The 22,390-nt window shown below is 42.8% G+C and carries 24 protein-coding genes; 11 read left to right on the top strand and 13 right to left on the bottom strand.

Translation table 11 applies throughout. The annotated features are described in order from the left end of the window. Nucleotides 1-213: 213 nt before the first annotated feature. Nucleotides 214-564, bottom strand: a complete 351-nt coding sequence (locus AB4133_RS01835; RefSeq protein ID WP_017057980.1) for a hypothetical protein — start codon at nucleotides 562-564, stop codon at nucleotides 214-216. 100 nt (nucleotides 565-664) lie between these two features. Further along, on the bottom strand, nucleotides 665-1,870 hold the full coding sequence (locus tag AB4133_RS01830; RefSeq protein WP_048610725.1) for a multidrug effflux MFS transporter: 1,206 nt from the start codon (nucleotides 1,868-1,870) through the stop codon (nucleotides 665-667). A gap of 108 nt (nucleotides 1,871-1,978) precedes the next feature. Here AB4133_RS01830 and AB4133_RS01825 point away from each other — a divergent pair, with 108 nt between their 5' ends. Continuing rightward, complete coding sequence (locus AB4133_RS01825; protein ID WP_372223856.1) at nucleotides 1,979-2,875, top strand: LysR family transcriptional regulator; 897 nt, start codon at nucleotides 1,979-1,981, stop codon at nucleotides 2,873-2,875. A gap of 142 nt (nucleotides 2,876-3,017) precedes the next feature. Then, a complete protein-coding gene (locus AB4133_RS01820) occupies nucleotides 3,018-4,862 on the top strand; it encodes a bifunctional diguanylate cyclase/phosphodiesterase (protein WP_017068381.1) in 1,845 nt (614 codons plus the stop codon). Between the two features lie 106 nt (nucleotides 4,863-4,968). Here AB4133_RS01820 and AB4133_RS01815 read toward each other — a convergent pair whose 3' ends face one another. The 3 genes from AB4133_RS01815 to AB4133_RS01805 form a co-directional block, all read right to left on the bottom strand. Next, on the bottom strand, nucleotides 4,969-6,279 hold the full coding sequence (locus AB4133_RS01815) for a peptidoglycan DD-metalloendopeptidase family protein (RefSeq protein ID WP_372223855.1): 1,311 nt from the start codon (nucleotides 6,277-6,279) through the stop codon (nucleotides 4,969-4,971). Nucleotides 6,280-6,555: 276 nt separating this feature from the next. Beyond that, nucleotides 6,556-6,855: an isoamylase early set domain-containing protein gene (locus tag AB4133_RS01810; RefSeq protein WP_009845720.1), complete on the bottom strand. Its 300-nt coding sequence runs from the start codon at nucleotides 6,853-6,855 to the stop codon at nucleotides 6,556-6,558. Nucleotides 6,856-6,979: 124 nt separating this feature from the next. Next, nucleotides 6,980-7,633, bottom strand: a complete 654-nt coding sequence (locus tag AB4133_RS01805; RefSeq protein WP_017064322.1) for a hypothetical protein — start codon at nucleotides 7,631-7,633, stop codon at nucleotides 6,980-6,982. A gap of 32 nt (nucleotides 7,634-7,665) precedes the next feature. Between AB4133_RS01805 and AB4133_RS01800 the strand changes: the two genes are divergently transcribed. The 4 genes from AB4133_RS01800 to AB4133_RS01785 all read left to right on the top strand — a co-directional run bounded on the left by AB4133_RS01800 (nucleotide 7,666) and on the right by AB4133_RS01785 (nucleotide 12,904). Next, nucleotides 7,666-8,148: a GFA family protein gene (locus AB4133_RS01800; protein ID WP_170791798.1), complete on the top strand. Its 483-nt coding sequence runs from the start codon at nucleotides 7,666-7,668 to the stop codon at nucleotides 8,146-8,148. Nucleotides 8,149-8,323: 175 nt separating this feature from the next. Beyond that, the gene (locus AB4133_RS01795; RefSeq protein ID WP_017062746.1) at nucleotides 8,324-8,998 is read left to right on the top strand and encodes a YoaK family protein; all 675 of its coding nucleotides are present in this window, start codon (nucleotides 8,324-8,326) and stop codon (nucleotides 8,996-8,998) included. A gap of 228 nt (nucleotides 8,999-9,226) precedes the next feature. Next, nucleotides 9,227-10,597 (top strand): YjiH family protein, encoded by a 1,371-nt coding sequence (locus AB4133_RS01790; protein WP_372058172.1) that lies wholly within the window; start codon nucleotides 9,227-9,229, stop codon nucleotides 10,595-10,597. A gap of 435 nt (nucleotides 10,598-11,032) precedes the next feature. Next, nucleotides 11,033-12,904 (top strand): methyl-accepting chemotaxis protein, encoded by a 1,872-nt coding sequence (locus tag AB4133_RS01785; protein ID WP_372223853.1) that lies wholly within the window; start codon nucleotides 11,033-11,035, stop codon nucleotides 12,902-12,904. 128 nt (nucleotides 12,905-13,032) lie between these two features. On the opposite strand, the gene AB4133_RS01780 is transcribed toward AB4133_RS01785, so the two are convergent. Further along, nucleotides 13,033-14,439: an alpha-amylase family glycosyl hydrolase gene (locus AB4133_RS01780; RefSeq protein WP_372110937.1), complete on the bottom strand. Its 1,407-nt coding sequence runs from the start codon at nucleotides 14,437-14,439 to the stop codon at nucleotides 13,033-13,035. 466 nt (nucleotides 14,440-14,905) lie between these two features. Between AB4133_RS01780 and AB4133_RS01775 the strand changes: the two genes are divergently transcribed. Genes AB4133_RS01775 through AB4133_RS01760 form a run of 4 tightly spaced genes read left to right on the top strand, consistent with a single transcriptional unit; the run spans nucleotide 14,906 to nucleotide 16,706 of the window. Continuing rightward, nucleotides 14,906-15,148 (top strand): hypothetical protein, encoded by a 243-nt coding sequence (locus AB4133_RS01775; RefSeq protein ID WP_102277764.1) that lies wholly within the window; start codon nucleotides 14,906-14,908, stop codon nucleotides 15,146-15,148. 8 nt (nucleotides 15,149-15,156) lie between these two features. Continuing rightward, complete coding sequence (locus AB4133_RS01770; protein ID WP_372223852.1) at nucleotides 15,157-15,423, top strand: hypothetical protein; 267 nt, start codon at nucleotides 15,157-15,159, stop codon at nucleotides 15,421-15,423. 10 nt (nucleotides 15,424-15,433) lie between these two features. Continuing rightward, nucleotides 15,434-16,156 (top strand): adenylate/guanylate cyclase domain-containing protein, encoded by a 723-nt coding sequence (locus tag AB4133_RS01765; RefSeq protein ID WP_372223850.1) that lies wholly within the window; start codon nucleotides 15,434-15,436, stop codon nucleotides 16,154-16,156. Further along, nucleotides 16,149-16,706, top strand: coding sequence for a hypothetical protein (locus AB4133_RS01760; RefSeq protein ID WP_372223849.1), 558 nt, complete (start codon nucleotides 16,149-16,151; stop codon nucleotides 16,704-16,706). Before AB4133_RS01765 ends, AB4133_RS01760 begins: the two co-directional genes overlap by 8 nt. A 15-nt stretch (nucleotides 16,707-16,721) precedes the next feature. Here AB4133_RS01760 and AB4133_RS01755 read toward each other — a convergent pair whose 3' ends face one another. From AB4133_RS01755 to AB4133_RS01730, 6 genes are read right to left on the bottom strand one after another with little or no spacing between them, the layout of a single operon-like run. Next, nucleotides 16,722-16,901, bottom strand: a complete 180-nt coding sequence (locus AB4133_RS01755) for a hypothetical protein (protein ID WP_372223848.1) — start codon at nucleotides 16,899-16,901, stop codon at nucleotides 16,722-16,724. Continuing rightward, nucleotides 16,889-17,068 (bottom strand): hypothetical protein, encoded by a 180-nt coding sequence (locus tag AB4133_RS01750; protein WP_372223847.1) that lies wholly within the window; start codon nucleotides 17,066-17,068, stop codon nucleotides 16,889-16,891. The genes AB4133_RS01755 and AB4133_RS01750 overlap by 13 nt, the downstream gene beginning before the upstream one ends. Beyond that, on the bottom strand, nucleotides 17,061-17,543 hold the full coding sequence (locus tag AB4133_RS01745) for a hypothetical protein (protein ID WP_372223845.1): 483 nt from the start codon (nucleotides 17,541-17,543) through the stop codon (nucleotides 17,061-17,063). Before AB4133_RS01745 ends, AB4133_RS01750 begins: the two co-directional genes overlap by 8 nt. Further along, nucleotides 17,543-17,845: a hypothetical protein gene (locus tag AB4133_RS01740; protein WP_372223843.1), complete on the bottom strand. Its 303-nt coding sequence runs from the start codon at nucleotides 17,843-17,845 to the stop codon at nucleotides 17,543-17,545. Before AB4133_RS01740 ends, AB4133_RS01745 begins: the two co-directional genes overlap by 1 nt. Then, nucleotides 17,845-18,549 carry a hypothetical protein gene (locus AB4133_RS01735; protein WP_372223842.1) on the bottom strand — a complete coding sequence of 235 codons (705 nt, stop codon included), beginning with the start codon at nucleotides 18,547-18,549 and terminating at the stop codon, nucleotides 17,845-17,847. The genes AB4133_RS01740 and AB4133_RS01735 overlap by 1 nt, the downstream gene beginning before the upstream one ends. Continuing rightward, nucleotides 18,539-18,823 (bottom strand): hypothetical protein, encoded by a 285-nt coding sequence (locus tag AB4133_RS01730; RefSeq protein WP_372223841.1) that lies wholly within the window; start codon nucleotides 18,821-18,823, stop codon nucleotides 18,539-18,541. The genes AB4133_RS01735 and AB4133_RS01730 overlap by 11 nt, the downstream gene beginning before the upstream one ends. 382 nt (nucleotides 18,824-19,205) lie before the next feature. Between AB4133_RS01730 and AB4133_RS01725 the strand changes: the two genes are divergently transcribed. Continuing rightward, nucleotides 19,206-19,832 (top strand): recombinase family protein, encoded by a 627-nt coding sequence (locus tag AB4133_RS01725; RefSeq protein WP_372223840.1) that lies wholly within the window; start codon nucleotides 19,206-19,208, stop codon nucleotides 19,830-19,832. On the opposite strand, the gene AB4133_RS01720 is transcribed toward AB4133_RS01725, so the two are convergent. Next, nucleotides 19,833-21,686: a hypothetical protein gene (locus AB4133_RS01720; RefSeq protein ID WP_372223838.1), complete on the bottom strand. Its 1,854-nt coding sequence runs from the start codon at nucleotides 21,684-21,686 to the stop codon at nucleotides 19,833-19,835. It lies immediately after the preceding gene. Nucleotides 21,687-22,390 lie beyond the last annotated feature (704 nt).

Here is a 22,390-nt window from a genome sequence, read left to right as displayed (position 1 = left end):
ATCACACTTTAATGCAATATTAAGCATTCATTTGCAATTAGCCTAATTTTGTCTCTGTGCTAATCAGCATTGTTTTTGTATATCAATGAGTTAACCTAAATTCTGGTTTGAGCTTAATGCTCCATTCCTAATAACAACCCAAGACATTGATTTAGACACTGATAAAAAAAGCAGCTCAATAGAGCTGCTTTCTAAAATGCTTTACTGAGAAACCTAGCTGCGCTTTGGCTGTCTGTAAGTTTTACCGGCAATTTGGTATGTGTCTTTTTGCTTCAATTCAAACATCGTTTCAAAGAACCAAGCTGCAAATTTGATTAAGTCATCGCCTTCATTCATAACATGTTCGATGTACTCTTGCTCTTCGCCTTGTTCATTTTCTTGAAGCGTCACGTGGTAAATACGCTTTTCGCCTTCCACTTCAGCAAGTGCAAATTGACCAGTCAGTGATGCAGCAGCCTCAGCGACTTCTGTATCCTCATTGGATTTCAATAGCTCAAGCGCTTGAGGCAGGCCATCTAGTGCGCAGATAGCTTTTACCAGTACTTCAAATTCATTTTGCTGCATTTTGTTTTTACCTATTCAATGGACCGAAGCATTGTAGAAAACCATCAGCACAAATACAACGTATTAACGATGGTGCGTTAAACGATAGTGAATTTGGCATTTAGCTATATTCCACTTCAACAGTATCGCCTTTGTTGTTCATTTTGGTTGAAGACCAAAGCACTCCGCCCATGGCTGCACCAATAATGAGGTAGAACACGCCTAATTGAAGATGAGTCGTGACCCAACTCTCTACAAGATACCCACCCAATAAACCCGCTAAACACATCTGAATTGAACCAGACAATGCCGACACTGCTCCCGCTTGTTTCTTATGAGGTTCTAATAACATGCTGATTGATAATGGGAACGAGATGCCTTGTGCTATCGCCAACCAAGTAAACGCCCAAACTAAGTTAAAGATGGATAACTCATGAGTAAGAAGCCAAGTTCCCGATGCCAAGATAATCAAAATAGCTAGGCTCATCAGTTGGGGCGTACTAAACCTACGATTGAGTAAGTTTAAAGCGACGCTACCTATCAGTAAGCCTGCCGAAGGGACAATCATCAATGAACCATACTCAGCGGCGGTCAGCCCCAATTGCTCTTGCATTAAGAATGGAAACAGCGATAAAGATACCAAACTCGCCATGTAGCTCATCCAGTTGTAACTGGCACTGGTCAACACTTGGCGATTGGTCAACAAGCGTCCGTAGTTCTTCACCACTTGGCACGCATCAAAGCGGCTCTTTCCGTATGGCAAAGTTTCATGCAGAACAAAGTAACCCAGTGTGAATATCGCTAGTAGATACAATAAAACGAACAGGAACACCGCCTGCCAACCGAGGTGAAATGAAATCCAACCACCGAATACCGGCGCAATGATCGGCATGATCGAAGCGGTGATAGAGATATAAGACAACGCTTTGGTAAGCTGTGAACCATCATAGCTGTCACGAAGCACACTTCGCCCAAGAACCGAGGCACTACCCGCCCCTAAACCTTGCAGCAAGCGACCAACTTCTAGCGCCGTCATATTGTCAGAAAACACAACACAAACGACTGTACCAATCAAATAAACACCCTGACCTAACAAGAAGATAGGTCTTCTTCCCACCGCATCGGACATCGGTCCGTAAAATAGCTGAGACAAGCCAAAACCCACCAGAAACAGCGTGACGAGAAGCTGTACATCTACTTGAGTAGCACTTAAATCAGAAGCAATTAACGGTAATGCTGGCAAGTAGATGCTCACACCCACCTGCCCCGTAGCAATAATCATCATTGCTAAGAGTAACGGTGTTTTTTTAAAGGTCGATTGGCTCAAAAAATTCCCTATTCGTTTGATATTTGTTCATTAGATGAGTTTACATTCAAAACCAATAATTGATAATTAGCTAAATTGGAATTTTATTAAGTCCCAACAGGAAATAATATGGATTGGATTCTTAACGTAAAAAGCTATGTCAGAGTAGTGGAAGAAGGTAGCTTCAATGGTGCTGCTCGAAAACTTAACACCACCAGCTCGGCGATCAGCAAAAGAGTGAACTGGCTAGAAGAGCGCATCGGCACCCAACTGTTAAAGCGCACCACGCGATCAATTAGCCAAACCGAAGCAGGTGCGCTCTTTTACCTGCGAGCCAAGGATCAGCTCGACAATTGGCAGTCCATTATTGATGAGACTCGCTCGGTTAACCAAACCCCAGCAGGCCTATTAAAGATTGGCGCTACGATTGCGGTTGGCTCTAAGTTTCTGGTGCAATACATGGACGACTTCTTAGAAAAGTACCCTGATATTAAGGTACAACTCATCACCACTACGCCCGGTCAATTACCCGAGCTTGGCTTGGACTTGGTAATCAGTCGTGAACTAGAACAACTCAACTCATTAAGCTTCAAGAAAACACCGCTGTTTGAACACAGAGCCAGCTTCTATGCAGCACCAAGCTATCTTGCCAAACACGGCTACCCCAGTTGCGAGCAAGATTTGGAGCAACACAACTCGTTAATTTGGGGAGAGCGTCCGACCCGTGAAGTAGCACTCACCAAAGGGCAGCGAATAACGTTAAACGGTAACTTTGCGACCACTAATCCAGAGGCTTTGTTTCATGCTGCGAAGCGAGGAATGGGCGTACTGTTAACCATCAAAGCGATGATCAAAGAGGATCTAAAGCAAGGGACATTAGTTCCAGTATTGCCAAATATTACCGCCGACGAAGTGATGGTTTACGCGTACTACCCTAAGCTTGATTACTCGCACACGCGAACCAAGCTCTTTTTGGACCATCTGAAAGACAGGCTAGACAAAGAGCGTAGCACGCAAGCTCTGTGAAATAAGTAACATTTTAATTTGAAAAGTTATACAACACGGCCAATAATAAACTTGACGCATATAGATTATACAAGTTCGCACATATACAAGATAATACGTATACCGCTTACACAGTGAATCTGGTTAACTAGGGGTGGTGGCTATGACTCAACATACGCACAATAGCATGATAGACACAGAGCGCATTGGCCGTTTGCTGAAATTGGAAGGTATCGACCTTTTAGAGTCAGCTGTGCTTACTTTACATCAGACCTTTGATACTCAATACACTAGCATCATTGAGAAGAAGTACTTCCCTGACCAAACCGTTCCTTTGGTGATCGCCCATTCTGATCATGTATTACATGACAAAATCAATGCGCGCCATGGTCACATCTACCAACAAGCCGTCAATCAAAGACACCCAGATTGCTCATTTTCTCAGTACATCGTCCAGTCATTGCCAACATCGGCATTTAGGCAGGAAATCACCTCACAAAACTCCATCGCGATCCCGACTCAAACTCAAAGTGGCGAAGTGATGGGCGTGCTGTTTTCAACGTTCACCTCGCCTCTTAGCCCTGATCAGCAACAAGACGTGGTAAAGCACCATCAATTGTTCGCCGACATCATCATCCATACCTTGCGTGAAATGTGGTTTAACGATCGTTCCGAACAACTTGTAAATCAGCTTAGTTATGAGGTGTCACACGACAGCCTAACCGGGTTACTCAACCGAAGCTGTTTATCAGATACCTTAGAGTCGATTACTCAACAGAGCGTCACTCCGTTTACATTGGCTTTACTCGATATCAATAGCTTCAAAGCCATTAATGATATGCACGGTAATTATATTGGCGACAAGGTGCTGCAGTTTGTCGCAGAAATATTGCGCCGAACTTTACCTGAAAGCAACCTGACTTTCCGGACTGCTGGCAACGAGTTCGCCTTCATCACCTACCATTCTGATCCGATAGCCGTGTGCGAACAAATACTGGCCAAAATTAAGCAGGGCTACAGTAGCGTTGATATCAAGATAGATTTCGACGTCAGCATCGGTATTGCCAGTTCGGATGGAGACAACAAAGACGTTGAGCAAATCATCTTCAATACCAGCTTGGCGCTTAAAGAGTGTAAACACAGCCAAGATACTCATATTCAATGTTATGACACTCACTTAAGAGTTCGTTACCAAAGAAAAACCGAGCTAGTCGCAGCGCTACGAAGTGAGCTGGAAAACCCAATTTCACAAAGCTATATCCCCGACAGCAATGGAATGTACGTAGTTGTACAGCCGATTGTGGGTCAAGGTGAAACGCAATGGGAATATTTCGAGGTACTGACTCGCTGGAAAACCGCCAGACATGGAGACATCTCACCCGTAGAGTTTATTCAAGTGGCAGAAGAGTCAGGGCTGATTGTCGAATTAGGTGAACGCATTATTGAATTGGTGTGCCGCGCTAAAACCACACTAGAGCAAGGCTTGGGCTACAAGGTTAAACTTGGAATCAACTGCTCTGCGCACGAGCTTACTGATTCGAAACGTTATATATCCTACCTGACTCGAACCATTGAACAGCACCATTTTAAGGCGAATGAGTTTGTTATCGAGTTAACCGAAACCGTTCTGTTATCGCCAACACAAGAGACAAAATCCGCGCTTAACTTTCTGAGAGGACAAGGCTTCACGATTGCACTCGACGACTTTGGTACAGGCTACTCCAGTTTGAACTACATCCACAGCTACCCTATCGATTGCATTAAAATTGATGCGACCTTTATTCGAGACTTGTTAACTAGTTCGACCTCAGAGAGCGTAGTATGGCTGATTGTTCAACTGGCCCATAGACTCGATGTATCTTTGGTTGCGGAAGGTGTTGAGAAGCGTGAGCAATTAGAAAAGCTGCACGCGATGGGATGTGACAAGATCCAAGGTTACCTCTACTCACCTCCAATGCGACCTGAAGCTATCGTTAGCTATGTCGCGCACTCAGAGCCTTTAGTTTAAACCCTTACCGAACCTTCTATTGAGAACTAAAAAGCCGCAAGAGCATCACTTAACACTGACTGTGCTTTGTGATGCTCTTGCGGCTTTAAAACAGTTTAATGGCTAGCTACTTACTAGCATTATTAACCATTGCTAGATTGCGCGTTTCTAACGCTGCCTTCAATAGCTTGTCGGCTTCATCTCTCGCGGCTGTGAATGTCGCTTTTTCCTTTTTAGGCACAGAATCGGCCATTGGGATATTTGCTGTCATTGCATTCACAGGACGACCACGTTCAATCAGTTCGTAGTGCAAGTGTGCACCTGTCACTCGGCCAGTTTTGCCAGACAAACCAATACGCTGTCCACGAGATACCGTTTGTCCTTTACGAACGAGGATCTTACTCAAATGTAGATAACGCGTTTTGTAAGTGCTGCCGTGCTGAATGACCACGTAGTTACCCGCATATGGGTGCTTACGCGTCATGATCACTTTGCCATCACCCGTTGCTTGAACCGGCGTACCAACTGGCGTCGCGAAATCTGTACCGTTGTGCGGTGAAATGCGGCCAGTCACAGGGTGTAAGCGCTTAGGGTTAAACTGAGAACTTTGGCGCCAGCTACTGCTCACTGGGTAACGTTGGAAAGCACGTTGAAGGCTATCGCCATTAGCATCGTAATATTGTCCGTCGGTGTGTAAGTATGCTGACACAACGCGGTTACGATTCATGATCTTAATTGCTTCAATTTCACGTTTTCCGGTTGCAACACCATCAACATATTGCGCTTTTTGAAGCACTTCAAACTGATCGCCAGCACGTAGGTCGCGGCTGAAGTTCAGCTTGTCTTTAAGAAGAGTCACAATATGGTCAATCTCAAGGCTGTTCAGGCCAGCTTTATTCGCCGACATTGAGAAGCTGCCATGAATATCACCCACGAGAGGTTTTTGCTTCCATTCACCAGGAATAGAGATGTCTTCGAATTCGTAGCTGCCGTCATCAAGTAATCGGTAAACCACTTTGTCCGCGACGCTAAATTGAAGTTCCATTTTAGAAAGGTCGCCGGTCGCTTCATCACGCCAAAAGCGTAATGTATTACCCGGACGAAGCGTATCTAAAGCAAGGAAGTTCAAATCAGTTTCCATCACGCTCATCATCGATTTGTAAGAAAATCCAAGCTGAGTGAAGATGCTACTCAAGTTATCGCCAGATTGAATTTGGTACTCAAACGTTGGCGGTTCGATAACAGTAACAGAAGAAGGTGACAGAATTGACTCAATCACGGTTGAGTCGGGCAAATCAAGATCGATCGTTTTCGTCAGATCCGATTGTGACGATTGCAAAGCAACACCAATCGCAGCAATAAGTGGCAGTCCCAAAATAGCTACTTTTTTTACAGGTGAAAGCTCAGCAAACGGAGAGGGAAATATTTTTGAATACACGGTAAACAGGTCTTTCTACGATATAAAGGCATAGGATATGCTTTTCAAACGCATAAATCATCAATGCATTGTCATAATATGATGTGAATCTTCCCAACTTAGCCTAAGTCATTGAGTTGCCGTAGATGAAGAGCCACTAGATAAGAAATAAAATTAACCGCTAAATTTAAAAATAAAAAAGCAGAAACGGCTAGTTTCTGCTTTCTATTGGTTGACGTTATTCCGTTTCGAATAATTAATAAACGAAGCGAATTAGTCGCTGGTTTTAAGAAAAGATTATGCGTTTACCGTCGACACTAAGCAGTTGTCTTCACCAAACTCATTTGGGATGTAACGGTCAGCATTCGCATCGTTCACCCATTGTTGGTCATCAACTAGGTAGCGGAATTGAAACTCGCCATCTTTAGGTAGACGAGTTTTAAACTTGTAAACCTTCCCTTTGGCCAGTTTTTTCATTGGGGTGGCTTTCCAATCAAGAAAGTCAGCAACGATGGATACAGAGTTCGCTTCCTGAGCTTCTAGCTCGAAGGTCACTTCAACTTCATCTTTCGTCTTAAAAAAACGTTTATTAATCATTCGCAAGCTCCATTTGTAATAATAAGCGGACACAAAGCTAACTGTGTCTAAATTTCATTCATCTAACTAAGATAATATGTAATTTGGCTCACATAAACAACAGATCCTTACATTCACGAAAACGTTATTGCTTACCAATTGATTGCGTATCAAAAGAAAAACTCATTAACACCTTTTCAGAAGGGGGTTCTGCAAATGATTGTTCCGCAGAATGCTGAGTAAAGCCGATAAAACCTTCCCCAGTAAGTTTATTCTGTGATTGCGAACCTGGCTGCTGAGCTACCTCCAATGTCTGAATTTGTATACGATCACCCAGTAAAAGTTGGTCGACTAACACCACACGGCTTCGTTGCTGGTCATGCTTAAACAGGCCTAGATAATAGAAAACACCGCTGCCTTGGTTAGATATCCACATCGGCGCGACAAAGAAACTCGCCTTGCCCAACGTGGCGGCTGAAAGATTATTGGTGTCTACCGTTACCACACCGCGCTCAACACCTGAGTCATAGCGTCCAAACGCGATGGCTCTAGGCTCATCAACTTCATTGATAAAAGCGTAGGCGTTAGTCTCAGGAACTTTAATTGTCCATGGATTGGTCGTCTTCAAATCAAAAACGGTTTCTACGACTGGGTCATAACTCACTTGAGAAGAAGGAAACTTCGCCAAGATCTCTTCATCACTTAAGCTAAAGCGATAAATACCCGCTACTATCACCACAACCAGCATGACAATTGGAATCAGTAGAATCAGAGGGATAGGTAAGATTTTCTTTTTCATGGGCAATTATATTCTTTTGTTTTCATCCAGTTGTGCAGACCATAAAGGGCTTTAGTATAATTATCAATACAGGGTTAACCAGAAGTGGAGCATGGATGGATATCAATCATATTAAAGATAGAAATATCAGAAGTTGCGAATGCCGCTGTGGAGCAGTCAACCTAGTATGCCGAGGTGAACCTCAACGTACATCTGTCTGCCATTGCTATGAGTGTCAGAAACGCACCGGAAGTGTGTTCGGCATTCAGGCTCGGTTCCCAATAGAACAAGTTACACTCAGCGGTGAAGTGACCTCTTTTTCACGCATCAGCGATACGGGTAATGAAGTCACCTATCAGTTTTGTCCCAAGTGTGGCACCACCATGCTTTTGCAGTCGGTTGCCGCCGCTGATTTTTATATCGTCCCGCTCGGATTATTTAAAGAGCAAGACTTCCCACTGCCGAGCTTTTCGGTTTATGAAGAACGCAAACACGGTTGGGTTAAGTTCGACCACCAAATGAGCCATTACAACTAGTTCGTCATTGAGCGTTATCTTTATCTCGTTATTGACCGTTATCTTTATGTAGCAACAGTATTAAAACAAACTGCAATACTGTTGCCTAAGATCAAATATCACCGCTTCACAGCGCTAGCGTATCTTTTGTCTAGCGTTATAATCTTGCTCCTCTATTTAACCCAGGGTGAACCACATGATTTCTAAGTTACCTCGCTGGGTTGAATACGGCGCCCTTTTGTTAGCTGGTCTTGCTGGCAGTGTTAATGCTATCGGCTTACTTGGCTTCCAACATCAAGCTATCTCCCATATCTCCGGCACCATGTCTTTGCTAGGCAGTAGCCTGCTTACACCGACCTCGGCTTCTGTTCACCTCCTATTGGTGATCATGAGCTTCATGTTAGGTGCGGCGTTCAGCGGGTTCTTTATTGAAAACCAAGCATTGAAGTTAGGACGCCGTTACGGTGTTGCACTATGTATTGAGGGTGGATTGCTGTTTTTGGCGCTGTGGACACTGTTGCAAGGCTATACTTCAGGTCAGTATTTCGCTTCAGCCGCGTGTGGTTTGCAGAACGCGATGATCACCACTTACAGCGGGGCAATCATTCGAACAACACACATGAGCGGGATCATTACCGATCTTGGGATCATGATTGGCGCTCGCTTAAAGGGGATGCCTTTTGACCGCCGTAAAGCCAAACTGCTAATTTTCATTGTGGTTGGCTTCCTGTTTGGCGGCTTAATTGGCGCTTGTCTGTTCCAACGCTTCGAAATCTTGGCATTGGCTTTCCCTGCCTCTTTTGCTTTCATTATTGCGTTTAGCTACTGGTTATACTTGACCTATCGAACTGAAACCCCAGTCAATTTATAAATATCTGGCAATATAACCTCAAACTACGTAACATCCGCAACACTTTATTCTAAACTCTTAATACGTTGCAGAATAACCAGTATGAATATTTAGCGATATTTGATGAATAGTATTGCAAGCGATATTAATACTGGGTAATCTTGCACCCAATGAGAAAATACGGACGTTTAGTGAATAAAAATGCCAAGGATGTGGCTTTTTTACGTGTAGAAATTCGAGAACAATAACATGTCTAACAACAAGAATACTGCTCAAACAGAGAAATCTAAAGGCAGTTTCTGGGTTTTCTTAATCCCATCATTGATTGGTTTATTCCTTTTCATGGCGCCAATCAGCTATCAAGGTGATCTAACGATCCCTGTCGCTATTCTAGCTAAATCAATTCAAGCGGTTTTCGGTGAGTCTCTAGTTGCTATTATCACTGCAATCGTTGCTTTCATGTCTGTAGCTTCCGTTTTAAGCACCATTTTCAAACCTACATTCATTACATCAAGCTCTTTCTTAAACGGTCTTTTCAACCCATCTCCACTGTGGTTGTTGGTTCGTCTTATCGGTGGTGCTGCTGCATTCATGGCTTTCTTCCAAGTAGGCCCTGAGTTTATCTGGGAAGAAAACACTGGTGGTCTCGTACTAGAAGGCCTACTTCCAACACTGTTCTCAGTATTTATCTTTGCAGGTTTACTACTGCCACTACTACTTAACTTTGGTTTGCTAGAATTGTTTGGCACCTTACTAAGTAAAGTGATGCGCCCAATCTTCAACCTGCCAGGTCGTAGTGCTATCGATTGTATGGCTTCTTGGTTAGGTGACGGCAGTGTCGGTATCCTGCTTACAAGCAAACAGTACGAGAAGAAATTCTACACGCAGCGTGAAGCCGCTGTAGTTGGTACGACTTTCTCTGCAGTCTCTATCACGTTCAGTCTTGTGGTTATTGCTCAAGTAGAGCTAGAGCACCTATTCCTGCCTTTCTACGCAGCAATCTGTCTAGCGGGTATTGTGGCTGCGGTAATCATCCCTCGCCTTCCGCCACTAAGTATGAAGAAAGACACCTTCATTGATGGCAGCAAGCCGCACAAAGACGCTGACGCGATCCCTGCAGGTCACTCAACATTCTCTTGGGGTCTTGAGCTAGCAGTAAACAAAGCATCACAAGTTAAGTCAGCTAAGTCAGTATTTGCTGAAGGCATCCGTAACGCCGTGGATATGGTATTTGGCGTACTGCCTGTGGTGATGGGCCTTGGTACGATGGCACTGGTTATTGCGGAATACACATCGGTATTCTCATTCCTAGGTCAACCTTTTATTCCGTTCCTAGAGCTACTTGGTGTTCCTGAAGCGGTTGCGGCATCTGAAACCATCGTGGTTGGTTTTGCAGACATGTTCATCCCAGCAATCCTTGCGGCTTCTATCGACAACGAGATGACTCGCTTTGTTATTGCAGCAATGTCGGTAACTCAGCTGATCTACATGTCTGAAGTGGGCGCTCTGCTTCTAGGCAGTAAGATTCCAGTGAACATCTTAGAACTGTTTATTATCTTTATTCTACGTACGTTAATTACGCTTCCAGTTATCGCTGGTGTAGCGCATCTAATATTCTAAATTAGATACTACTTATGTAACTCAATAAAGATTCAGTTTATAAAGCCTCACTTTTGTGGGGCTTTTTATTTGCGAAAATATATACACAGTATTATTTGGAGTTCAATTAATTTATAAGCTCTGCATGTCATTTGATTTCATATCGTTTGTTCACCCCGCCTCTTTTTAATAGAAAACTGAACGCATAACTATCAAATTAATACATTCTTAATTCCTCCTTAAACTCCGTCTAGCCCCATTCCCCAACTCATTGAACCAAATACTAAAAGCAACAAATATGCGCTTTAGTGAATTTTGCATTGTTTAGGTTGTTGTATTTTTGTAGTCTATTTTGTGAAATTACATTCAAGTAAAATCCAATCTAGTCGATATATATAATTACAAAAACACGATTAACTTTAGTCTTCGCAAAGCCTGTGAGAAGGGGAAAACTCAATGAAATTTAGCCATAAGGTGGTTGCTGCATCATCAGCCTTGCTGCTAGTGACAGTATCATTGCTTTCAATACAACAACTTTACACTGTAAGAAGTGCAGTAGAAAACCACGTCAATGCGAGCCTGAAAGAGATGGTCTCGGGCGTGAAAAATACCGTCGTATCGGAGATGAACGCCAAGAAAGCGTTGGCTCAATCGACGACTGAAGTCATCGAGATCAACCCTGAAGATCGCGCTTACGTTAAAGAAATCTTAGAAAAGCCAAAGCTTAAAAACAGCTTCCTAGCGGTTGGTTTTGGTTATGAAGCAAACGGTTTCGTTATTGAAAATGATGATGGTTGGGATGCCGGTCCAGACTACGACCCACGAATTCGTCCTTGGTACATTGATGCTAAATCCAAAAACAGTTTAGTTGTTACCGCTCCTTATGTGGATGCATCAAGTAAGAAAGTCATCATATCAGTAGGTACTCCAGTTAAAGACAACGGCCGCTTTACTGCGGGTATGTTCTACGACCTAGAATTGACGAACCTTGCTACCTTGATCAACCAAGTGAACTTGTTTGATGCGGGTTACCTGTTCCTAGTAACAGCCGACGGCACCACGATTGCTCACCCAAATGCGAAAAACAACGGTGAAACGCTATCAAGCTACATGCCACAAGCGACTATTCGTGAAGGCTCTCAAGAAATTGAAGTCGACGGCAAAATGTTCCTAGTTAATTTCACCCACATCCCTAGTGAAGATTGGTACATCGGTGCAATCCTCGATGAAGAGATCGCGTTCCAAACCGTTGAAGAGTTGAAGAACAGCTCAATGATCTACTCTTTGATTGCAGTTATTCTCAGCATCATTGCACTGACTGTTCTGATTCGTGTGTTAATGCGTCCACTGGATGCGCTTAACCAAGCCATTCAAGATGTGGCGAGCGGTCAAGGTGATTTAACTAAGCGCCTAGATACCAACACAGACCAAGAGTTCTCTGACCTAGCGAAAGGTTTCAACACCTTTACTGAAAACCTGCAAAATCAGATCATTCAATCGAAAGCGATTGGTGTTGAAATTAAGCGTGGTACTGAAATCACGGTTAAAGGTGCAGGCGAATCAGCGAAAGCGATGAATACCCAACTGGAAGAGCTTGAACAGTTAGCGACTGCAATGAACGAGATGGCGGTTACTGCAACTGAAGTTGCAAACAATGCTCAAGGCGCAGCAGCGGCAGCCCGTGAAGCAGACGAAGCAACGCTAGACGGCACATCTGTCGTAAGTGACACCACTCAAGCGATTGATAACCTTTCAGCACGTATCGACCAAGCGGTTGCCGAAGTACAAGTACTTGAATCAGCAACAGCCAACATCGAAACAATTCTAAAAGTAATCAACGATATTGCAGACCAAACCAACCTACTGGCATTGAATGCGGCTATTGAAGCGGCGCGTGCTGGTGAATCAGGCCGTGGTTTCGCAGTCGTTGCCGATGAAGTTCGTACTCTGGCACAACGTACTCAAGAATCAACTACGGAAATCCGCAACATGATCGAGCAGCTCCAAGCGGGTGCAAGCTCAGTATCGAACGCGATGAACCAAAGTAAAGACACAGCCACTGACGCCGTTGAACGCGCTCAGCAAGCGAACTCTTCACTTGACCGTATCCGTGACGCGATTCAACGCATCTCAGATATGAACATCCAGATTGCTTCAGCGGCAGAAGAGCAGAGCTTAGTAGCGGAAGAGATCAATAACAACACTGTTAAGATCAAAGACCTTTCAACACAAGTATCAACAGCGGCCCAAGAAGCGAATACCGCAATGCAGCAGCAAACTGACAATGTTCGCCAACAAGACGAGCTATTGAATAAGTTTACGGTTTAACCAAGGTTTGGCTCAGTTGCCGTTTGGCTGAGTCGCCATTTGGTTTAGTTACCGAGCAATAGCTTAAAATAAAAAGCCCCGATTACTGATTGCCAGTAAGCGGGGCTTCTCTTTCTAGTCTATCCAAGTTAACTCGTGACAGGCTTCAATTCATTCGTCGTTAACATCATGCATTGGTTCGATTCCACCTTGATGGTTAAATCCTTACCAACACATTCAAACACATCATCCGACAGTAAATCGGTTACCGCACCAGTCCAATTTAATGAGGCTGTTTTGCTTCGCTTCGACTTGTTGATCACCACAATGCCTTTATCGCCACGGACAAACACCAACAAATCATCATTCGCTTCAACCACACGCATCGCTTCGCCATGAACATGGTTATGGAATTGAATCATGCTTTTCATGTAAGGCGCTTGCCAGTCGTTAAGCCAACGAGGCTGACCGCTCTTGTCCAGAATACCGCTGGTGCTCAGTTCACTGTAAACAAGCGGCACACCGCCGTCTCGACCAAGAATGAAAGCATGAGCCAATCGCTCATCCACTTCATCCATCACATGCTCCAAAAACACCTCGTTATTGGGAATATCATGAGTGACCGCAAACGTGATCGCTCGCATATTCGACAGAGCCTGACCAAAACAGTATGGGTTAATCAAAGACTTAAAGCTGCCCTGCTCTTCAAATGCTTTGAAGATGGTGTTGAACAACGGGAAATCGTAAGCGCCTAAGCGAGTGTGTTTAAGATAAGGCTCAAGGAACAGCTCATACTCTTCTTCTGTCGCGCCGCCATCGGTAATGATCTCACCGAAGATGTGCATTTCTTCGCAGATGTCATCCGTCCACACCTTGCGTAGGTGTGCCAGTGTCATATGCTTTGCCGCATCAATGCGAAATCCTTTCACACCAATCTCTTTCAGTGCTTTTAGGTAGGCTCTTTGTTGTGCCACCACATTATCGTTATCGAGTAGCGTTGGCAGGCCAGGATCGCTGGCGCCACCGGTAATACGCCCGTTTTGCACTTCCCACGTGTCTTTCCAGTTCTTGATACCAAACGCTTCCACGAAGTCGTTCTCATCAAAAAGAGGCTCAGAAAGGTCACCAAACAAACGTATGGATTCATAATAGTCAGCATCTTTTTGATAAGACGCCATATCTTGCTGATTGGGATACGTTAGATCACCGCGGATACCCGATTCGTTGGCCATGTGGTTAAACACCACATCCACATAAGTACGAAGCCCATGTCGCTTTAACGTGTCGACCATCGCTTTAAAATCTTGTGTGTCACCCAACTGATTATCGATCACACGATAGTCTTGGGGCTGATAGCGTTGCCACCATTGAGTACCAGAATTTCGATCGCAACCTTTAGGGCCGCGCAGCGATTTCATCGCCGGTGATACTAAAACAGATTTATAACCCAACTCTTGGATCAGTGGGGCGTTCTTCATTACGTCAGCGTAGCACCAGTCAAAGGCATGCAATATGACATCTGTCGCTGGATTGCTTAACATAGCTGAACTCTCCATGTTGTTCTCCTACCAAACTCGTTTACAGCTTTCTAGATAAATACAAAGGCTAAAAGGCAAAGCTGCATAAATTTCCTTAAGGATGGTATTTATTATATGAGTTACTCATTAAAACCCCTCCTCCTCTCACCGATTAGTCACGGCGGATAGTTAAGGGCGTAGCGCCAATTATCGCATAACGTCTGGGATGAACACTCAGCCATAGTGCTTTTAAATGCGCAAAAAAGTGACAAAAAAGGAGCGTATATACGCTCCTTTTATTCAATCTAACACATATTTATAACTAAGTTCTGTAAAGAACCTTAGTAAAATGTTTAATCTAACACATGAACACAGCGCCTCCAAATGATATAACTATCAATTAACTGATTGAGCTAGTTCATTTTTTTACCCCTACCCTATTGAAAATCCAAATATAGCCCTCAGATAATATATGGTTACTAAATCGTCAGTACTGGAGGCTCTAATGAACAAGAAAACCACATCCAAAAAGGTTGCATCTAAAGCAGCCCAAACCCTTTCCGACCCTAGCGCATCAAAGATTAAGAAGTCATTAGCCGCCAGCGCAATGTCACAAGCGGATAAAAGCAAGCAGACTGGCAAAGATATGGAATCCAAAGCCTCCGCAGTTCTACAAAGCGACAAATACAGCGACGAAACAAAAGAGTTCGCCGCTTCTGTTTTATCTCAATCCAATAAAAAGCGTTAGGAGTAACTATGACTATTTGTAATAGCGCCCACAGAGAATGGCCTTTCTTCGAATCCCTGCCACATGACCAAGGCGGCGCAGGTCGCCATAAATGCAGCGGTTGTGCTTACGAACGCGGTTACCAAGCAGGACTAGACCGCTCGGAGCGATTTGATATTGATATCGACTCTCTCCCAGAAAGTCAGGCGGGAACGGTTCGCCATAAAAGCCCCCACGCAGCTTTTGCGATGGGTTATCAAGATGGTGTACACGCCTCATACCGAAACGAAGACTAAGAGATAGTGAATGAAAGCAGAATTTAGCGCGTACGACTTTGCAAAAAGCAGAGAACGAATCGACGAAATCTTAAAAGGCGCTGACGCCAACTACACTGAAAAGAAGTCTATCCCATCTAGAGATGAACTGACCTTTAACAACGGCTTTAACGTGTACTGCTCGGCGATTTTTGTAGATATTAGAAAATCCAAAGAGCTAAACAAAAAGCACACAAACCCAGTTCTAGCTAAAATCTACAAGACCTACATATCTGAACTTATTGCCCTAATAAAAAGTCACAGTAAAGTTAAAGAGGTCTGTATTGAGGGGGATTGCGTTTGGGGTATTATTGATACACCAAAAACATATGATATTGACGCATTATTCGATATCGCAGCCAAGATATCATCACTTATTGATACGCTTAATATAAAATACAAAAAAAGAGGCTACTCAGAGATAACCGTTGGTGTTGGAATGTCATATGGCAAATCATTGTTAATTAAATCTGGTTACAAAGGAAGCGGTATAAACGAGGTTGTCTGGCTAGGTAGCTTGGTTAGTGAAGCGGCTGAGCTGTGTGGATTTGGTAATAAATCATACTCAGATAATGAAATAATGGTTTCCAATGTATTTTACAACAACCTAAAAGAAAGCAACCAGAATTTATTGAGCAAAAACTATGAAAGAGACTGCTACCATGGCAATGTCATCAATACAGGTATGAATGAATGGGTCAAGAATAATGGATAGTAAGACTCAGTTCATCAGTGCTGCCATAGCTGATTGTCAAGCTACCATTCGAGCTACCGACGTTAAAGTTGGCGCGCTTTTAGCCGGGCTGCTACTTCCATTCTCTCAGATATCACACATATGGAACTACTTAACTCAGTTATCAGTAATGCTTGAGCATCAAACCGTTACATTTGCCTTTTTTGGCATTTGGTTTGTTGCAATTTGTGCATTGGTGAGAACAATATCCGCTATAGACAACCCCGCTAATCACATTGTAAGTGAGAGCACCTGCAAAGGCTCATTCTACAGTGGCGGGCTTTATCGCTTTGGTTTTTTGGATTCACTCCTAAACAGGGAGATAATCAAGGCCGATAAAGATGTAGCTAATTTCGCTCAGTCATACCCCGATACGCCTGACGAAATTGAGCTAGAACTCTCTTTTGAACATATGAAGCTGATATACATTCGAGAAATCAAACTACACAGATTAAACTTTGCACTCAAGGTATCTGCAATTTGGTTTGTGTTTGGAATGTGTGCATTTTTGTACTTAAAATCAAATACATAACAAAAAGCCGACTGATTAGGTCGGCTTTTTGCTCTTACTTTTACATTGTTTTTCATCTTCAACCACATAACACACTGGCTTCACTTCAAAAGAACTATCATTAAAGCTATTGATTATAATACTGTTTTCAATCTTTCCATTAGGCGTATCAGGCACAGGGTTGATAAGGCAGCAAACCAAAATTAAGGCTTCCATTTTTTCTTTTCCTTGCTCTGTTCTGCATTACCGTATTTCTTCATAATGTCATTGATAGTACCAATGAAAACAATCTCTTGTTCTTGCCCAACCTGTTCGCCGATATCAGGCTGATACACGTCTTTTTCTAGCACTTGTGGAATGCTAGATTCTGATTTCTCATCCATTGAACGCCCTCCAAATCTCTAGTAAGCGGTTTTGCTCGTCAACTTGTGGCTCATCTGATTTGTTCTGACTAAACAAGGCCAGTAGCTCTCTACTGCTTGTATTGCTCATAACATATGTATTCACTAGCTCATCAAATGACCAAACGTGTTTACTATCAGTCAAATCAGGGTGAGTTTTGATTTCAATGGTATCAGTAGTTTTCAGGTTGGCCTTTAGCTGTTCAAGCTCAAGTTTATGCGCTTGCTTTTGTTGCTCAAGAATCGAGTTCACCAAAATTGATTGTGCCGAGTTTAGCAACCATTCACCGCCCAGTTTCGTACTAGCTAACTGTTCTGAGTTTGAGCCAATCAACTTTGCGATAAGCTCTGGCTCTTTGGTTAGTGCATCATTGAAAGCGCGACGCGCCAATGCATTCTCTGTTCGTTTTTCTGCTGATAGTTTTTGTAGCTCTTTCGCTGTTTCGGAATCAAGCATTACTCCCCCTTACGCTTGGCCTTGCGTTTAGCGTCCTTGTAGCGACTGGCTAGCGGAATCTCTCTGGCATCCTTGGTGTATACGCTCTGAATCTCAACGATAAAAACATGCCTCATATCAAAGTGCTCATTCATATGCAGTCTAAAATCATTCGCTTTCATATCGCGTTTGATATCAGCTTTTAACTCATCCGCTAACGTCTCAACATATGACCCATCAGCGTATCGACCTTTAGGCAACTTTGTACCTAAAGGAAGATTCCAACACATGCTAGTGGTCGTGTTTCTAATTACATAATTCATTACATACCGCTCCTTACTAACCAATTCATTGCTGACTGAACCATCTCATCCACGGGTTCAGATTGTGATTCACTAATGATTGGTTCGTCATCGGTATCAAGTGACTTAAACTTATTGGTCAGTTCAAGCAAAGTGCGCCCGTTCAAGCTTGCATTATCAACAATAGCGACCACTCCTCCATCATCTTTTTCAACCTCATTTACTGTGAAATCAAAATATGGAAGACCATCATTTAATGTGAATTTATCACCACTGATATGCCCTATAGTGAATTCGTGTTGTAGTGCATTGGTTGTGAATACCAAGGGAATATAACTATCACTATCATTGCTCTCTGCTAAATGAACTAGAAAATCATCTTCGGGTAGATAATCAATACGCTCATCTAGTGCTTTTTGGTTGAGATTGATGTGTTCGTACTTTTTTGTTGAGCCGATCGGCTCAACGAAACTAACGTTATCAATCAAGTCAGTTAGGTAATAATTTCCGTCAGAACCTTTAGCTAAATGGATAGCGACACCATGGTTAAATAGCGCGTTGAACTTTTGCCCTGATGCACCGTCAACCAGAAAACTAGCGGTTTCGTTACCGTCAAACCTGCCAATGACATTGGTAAGGTCTTTTCGCTCTAAGTCTTTAAGTGATTTGAAAATCAATTTGCTATGCCCTGCAACTAGCGAGGGTCTAGTTTGTTTAATCTGCATTTATCAACCTCTCCACCAGCCACTGTTTAAAGTCCATTTCTGATTTGCTACGTTCATGCTCGCGATAGAGCAATGCCATGTAATCAGCTTTGATACCGAACTCTGCCAGTAGTGTATGCAAGTACTTTGCTGTCTTTAGTTGGTTTGCTGTCGCAAACTCTGCCAGTAGTTCATTAAACGTCTTTGTCGCTGTCGCTCTCTGGTGTGCTGCCTTAGCTTTCTCAAGAATCCGTTTCTTGTTCTTCTCATAATATCGTTGGTCTTTATCTGCCATTTTGTTTGTCCTAAAAAACACTGACCGCGAATCAGGTCGGCCAGTAAAAACTCAAATTTATTGCATCTAATTTCGGAATTACGGGGAGACGCAACAACCCGCACAATGTTAGGTGTGTCAAATACCCCATTGCTTACATAACCTATTTAGTGGTGTTGCCAGTCGGAAAATTGCGATGTTTCAGACACAAAAAAAAGCGACCCGTTAAAGGTCGCTTTGAATTCACAAATAAAATGCATAAGAAAAGGTTGCGTGGGTTCACTACGTCCACATCAGTATTTATGTGTCCTGCCTAGTGATTACATTAAACAGGACATTTAAACCCTTGCAAATCCGTCCTGTCTATTGGATTATAAGTGCACTAAACAGGATGGGTGGTTTTATGATTGGTTATATTCGTGTTTCGGACATCAACAAAGCAGACGGTAATAGTCAGCGTGAAGCAATTAAAAGTTACGCCGACCGTAATGACATTGTTATCACTGATTGGGTAGAAGAACATGTATCTGGTAGTAAGACTGACTTACAAGACAGAAAACTATCTGCCCTCATAAACGCAGGTTCTAGCATTATCGTTAGTGACATCACGCGCTTAGGGCGCAACAAGGTAATGCAATTAATCGGTGCAATCGCTCAGATTGCTGAACGTGGTGAACTGCATCTTGCTTATGATAGCCGTGTAATTAACAAAGCTAATGCCGACGACGCTGAGACCATATTCACCGTAGTAGGTCAATCATTCGCAAGTGCGCAAGAAGCTAAGAAACGCAGTGAACGAGCTAAAGCGGGTCACGCTAGACGCAAATCGCAAGGTCTAACGTCTGGTCGCTCTCATGGTGCTGTTATTAAATCTAAGATAGACGAACACACAGCTATGATATTGTCGGAGCTAGACAAGGGAACAGCAAAGACAAAGATACTTACGAAACTTGCCGAGCGTGACTGCAAGGTGTCACGCTCTAGATTCTACACTTGGTTGTCTGACCGCGGTATTCGTCACCACGTATAACTAAATCACACCTATAAGCTCACTCAACTGCTTTTTACTCAAGTGTGCAATTTCATTTTGGTTATTATTTGTCGCATTGCAAATCTCACCAATTGAAAGATTATTCTCTTTCAGTGTTTTTTTGTGTCTCGATAGCTGTTGTTGCTTTTTCCTATCTACCTTAACTAACCACCACTCATCAATAGAATCATCAACAATATAAACGTTATTTGACTTATCAAGCCTGTAGCCTGCTAACCAACGAAAGAGCTTTGAGCGAGACTTGTTTGCGCTATCTTCCAACCAAGAGTCAGAACCATCTGCGTTAAAATTACCCCAAAACCAATCAGACACCTTGTCTAATTGCTCTGGTGTTAAGCGTGGTTTCCTTTGTCTAATTTTTTCTATTGGCCCTCTAAAATTATTGATGTCATCATCATTAATTGAAAGCATGTATATAATTGCATCGCCACTCAAATTCTCATACGCATCTAGCCAACGCTCCGACTTCCCCAAGCTAATTGAATCATATTTTTCTTTGAAGCTTTTCGCCCTCGATATTGCAACATCAATAACTACTCGCCCAATACCCTGTTCAATCAACTCATCCAAATTTGCACACTCAGTTTTAAGTAGCTCAATTATTTGTGACTTCTTTATCTTGGGTAACTTGACTTCACCTTGCTTTTCGTACTCATTAATTCTAGCCGTATCAATGGTGTAGCCATAAGACTCTAGTTCCTTAATAACTTGAAGGCCATACTTAGGCCTTTGTAATCTAGTAACCTGAACTGAGCGAGCGCAACAGCAATCTCTAACGACTTGCACCTTTATGCTATTTTCTTTATATCCAATTCCATAAGACAGCCTAGATTTCTCTTTATCATACCCGTCACCTATTGAGCTTTGCGATATTGACATTGCCTTACTGTCAGTAATCTCGCCATCTCCAATACCACATATCAGTACATATGTAGCTAAGTTCGCGTTTCTCGCTCTACCAAATTGCTGAACTAACCTTTCACCCGCAGTCTGAACAGATATGACACAAACGCTATCATTGACGTTGATGCCCTCTTCTAACGCACTGGTTGCCAATACAACATCACACCCCATATCTTTAATGAATTCTTTTTTTGCTAGGTCTTGGAATGGATGGTTTGAATCACGGACTGAATCTCTATTAACTGCGACACTGCGAAGATTAAACTCTTGGAGTAATACTTTTGCTAATTCTTCATTTTGGTGATGGTTATTATTGAAAAATAAGACTGGCTTACCCGACTCTTTGAACTGATTATTAATGCAATTAACCAATAACTCATTAGTGAAGCCATTATGACTTTGCGTGTCTGAGTCTTTTTTTGCCGTGGTGTGAAATAATACAACCTCTCTCTTGGGTGGGGTTTTATTAACATCAACCCATTGAAACTCAATAGGTGACAACGGTTGCTTGTATGTCCCTGAATAACAATATACGGGAAAGTGTTTAGATAAGCGCTTCAACTGATAATAAAGACCAGACACGGCAATATCTCGATAGCCACACTCATATATTAATTGTATTTCATCAACGTGAATCGCCTTACAACCCATAGCGATAAAGTCATTAACATCCTTTCTAATGAAATGCTCTAACTGCAACAAGTTAAGATTTTTCCCTTCTTGCTTCGCTTTAAGTTCTTGCTGAACTAGTATTGATTTTTGAGGAAAAACGACGACATCGTTGTGAAGGTGACTTTGATTGGTCATATAAAATGTCTTACCAACACCAGTACCTGCATTTATAAGATACAACCCATTCGACGGCGGCATTAAATCTGCTTTGTCTGAAAGGTATTCACTTGAAGATAGGTTTATTTCCATCACACTCACACGGGTTCTAACGCAAAATCAACACCTTACCAGCGTATCAAGCGAAAATCCCCCCTGAATATGTTACAGATAGTGAAAAACCAAACTAAGCACTTTAAGTGCAAGTAGTCAAAAGTCACTACATGTAACATTCACCTAAAGTTGACCAATCTAAAACGTGTTACAGTTAGTGCTAAATCTCCCCCTAAGCTTTTAGTGCAAAAATAGACAAACCACTAGCTGTAACGCTATTGAATAGAGCTTGACGGCTTTGCCGTGCAAGCTAGCTTGCTAAAATGTAATAGACGTAATACGGGATTGTGCGCTCACGCGCTGTTTCGCTACGCTCAACGCAGTGTTTAGTCTCATTAAATGAAGTTTGAATTTTAAATTGTTTGGACGAATTGAGTGGCCACGCCACGAGATTTGGACATTCACGCCACTGCGTGACTGGTTACGCTCAACGTGATTAATCAGTAAAACTACATCAGATTACGTTTATTACGTTTTCAAATATAAAGTTACTATATAGAAGAACTTTAAGTTTGAATGCCGAAAGTACAGTACGACGCCAGTCGTACACGCGTAGCGTGTTAAACACTGCATATGAGATTAAACGTAATACTCACGTTGGTATGTGATTGTGCATTCGCTGCGCTCATGCTGTCGCTACGCGACGTAGTGTGTGAAATCACATTGAATGAAGTCCTTTAAACGTGATGACG

It is taken from the genome of Vibrio sp. 10N.286.52.F8 (assembly GCF_041468745.1).
Taxonomy (GTDB): domain Bacteria; phylum Pseudomonadota; class Gammaproteobacteria; order Enterobacterales; family Vibrionaceae; genus Vibrio; species Vibrio crassostreae_C.
This window is presented reverse-complemented; position numbering and strand designations above follow the sequence as displayed.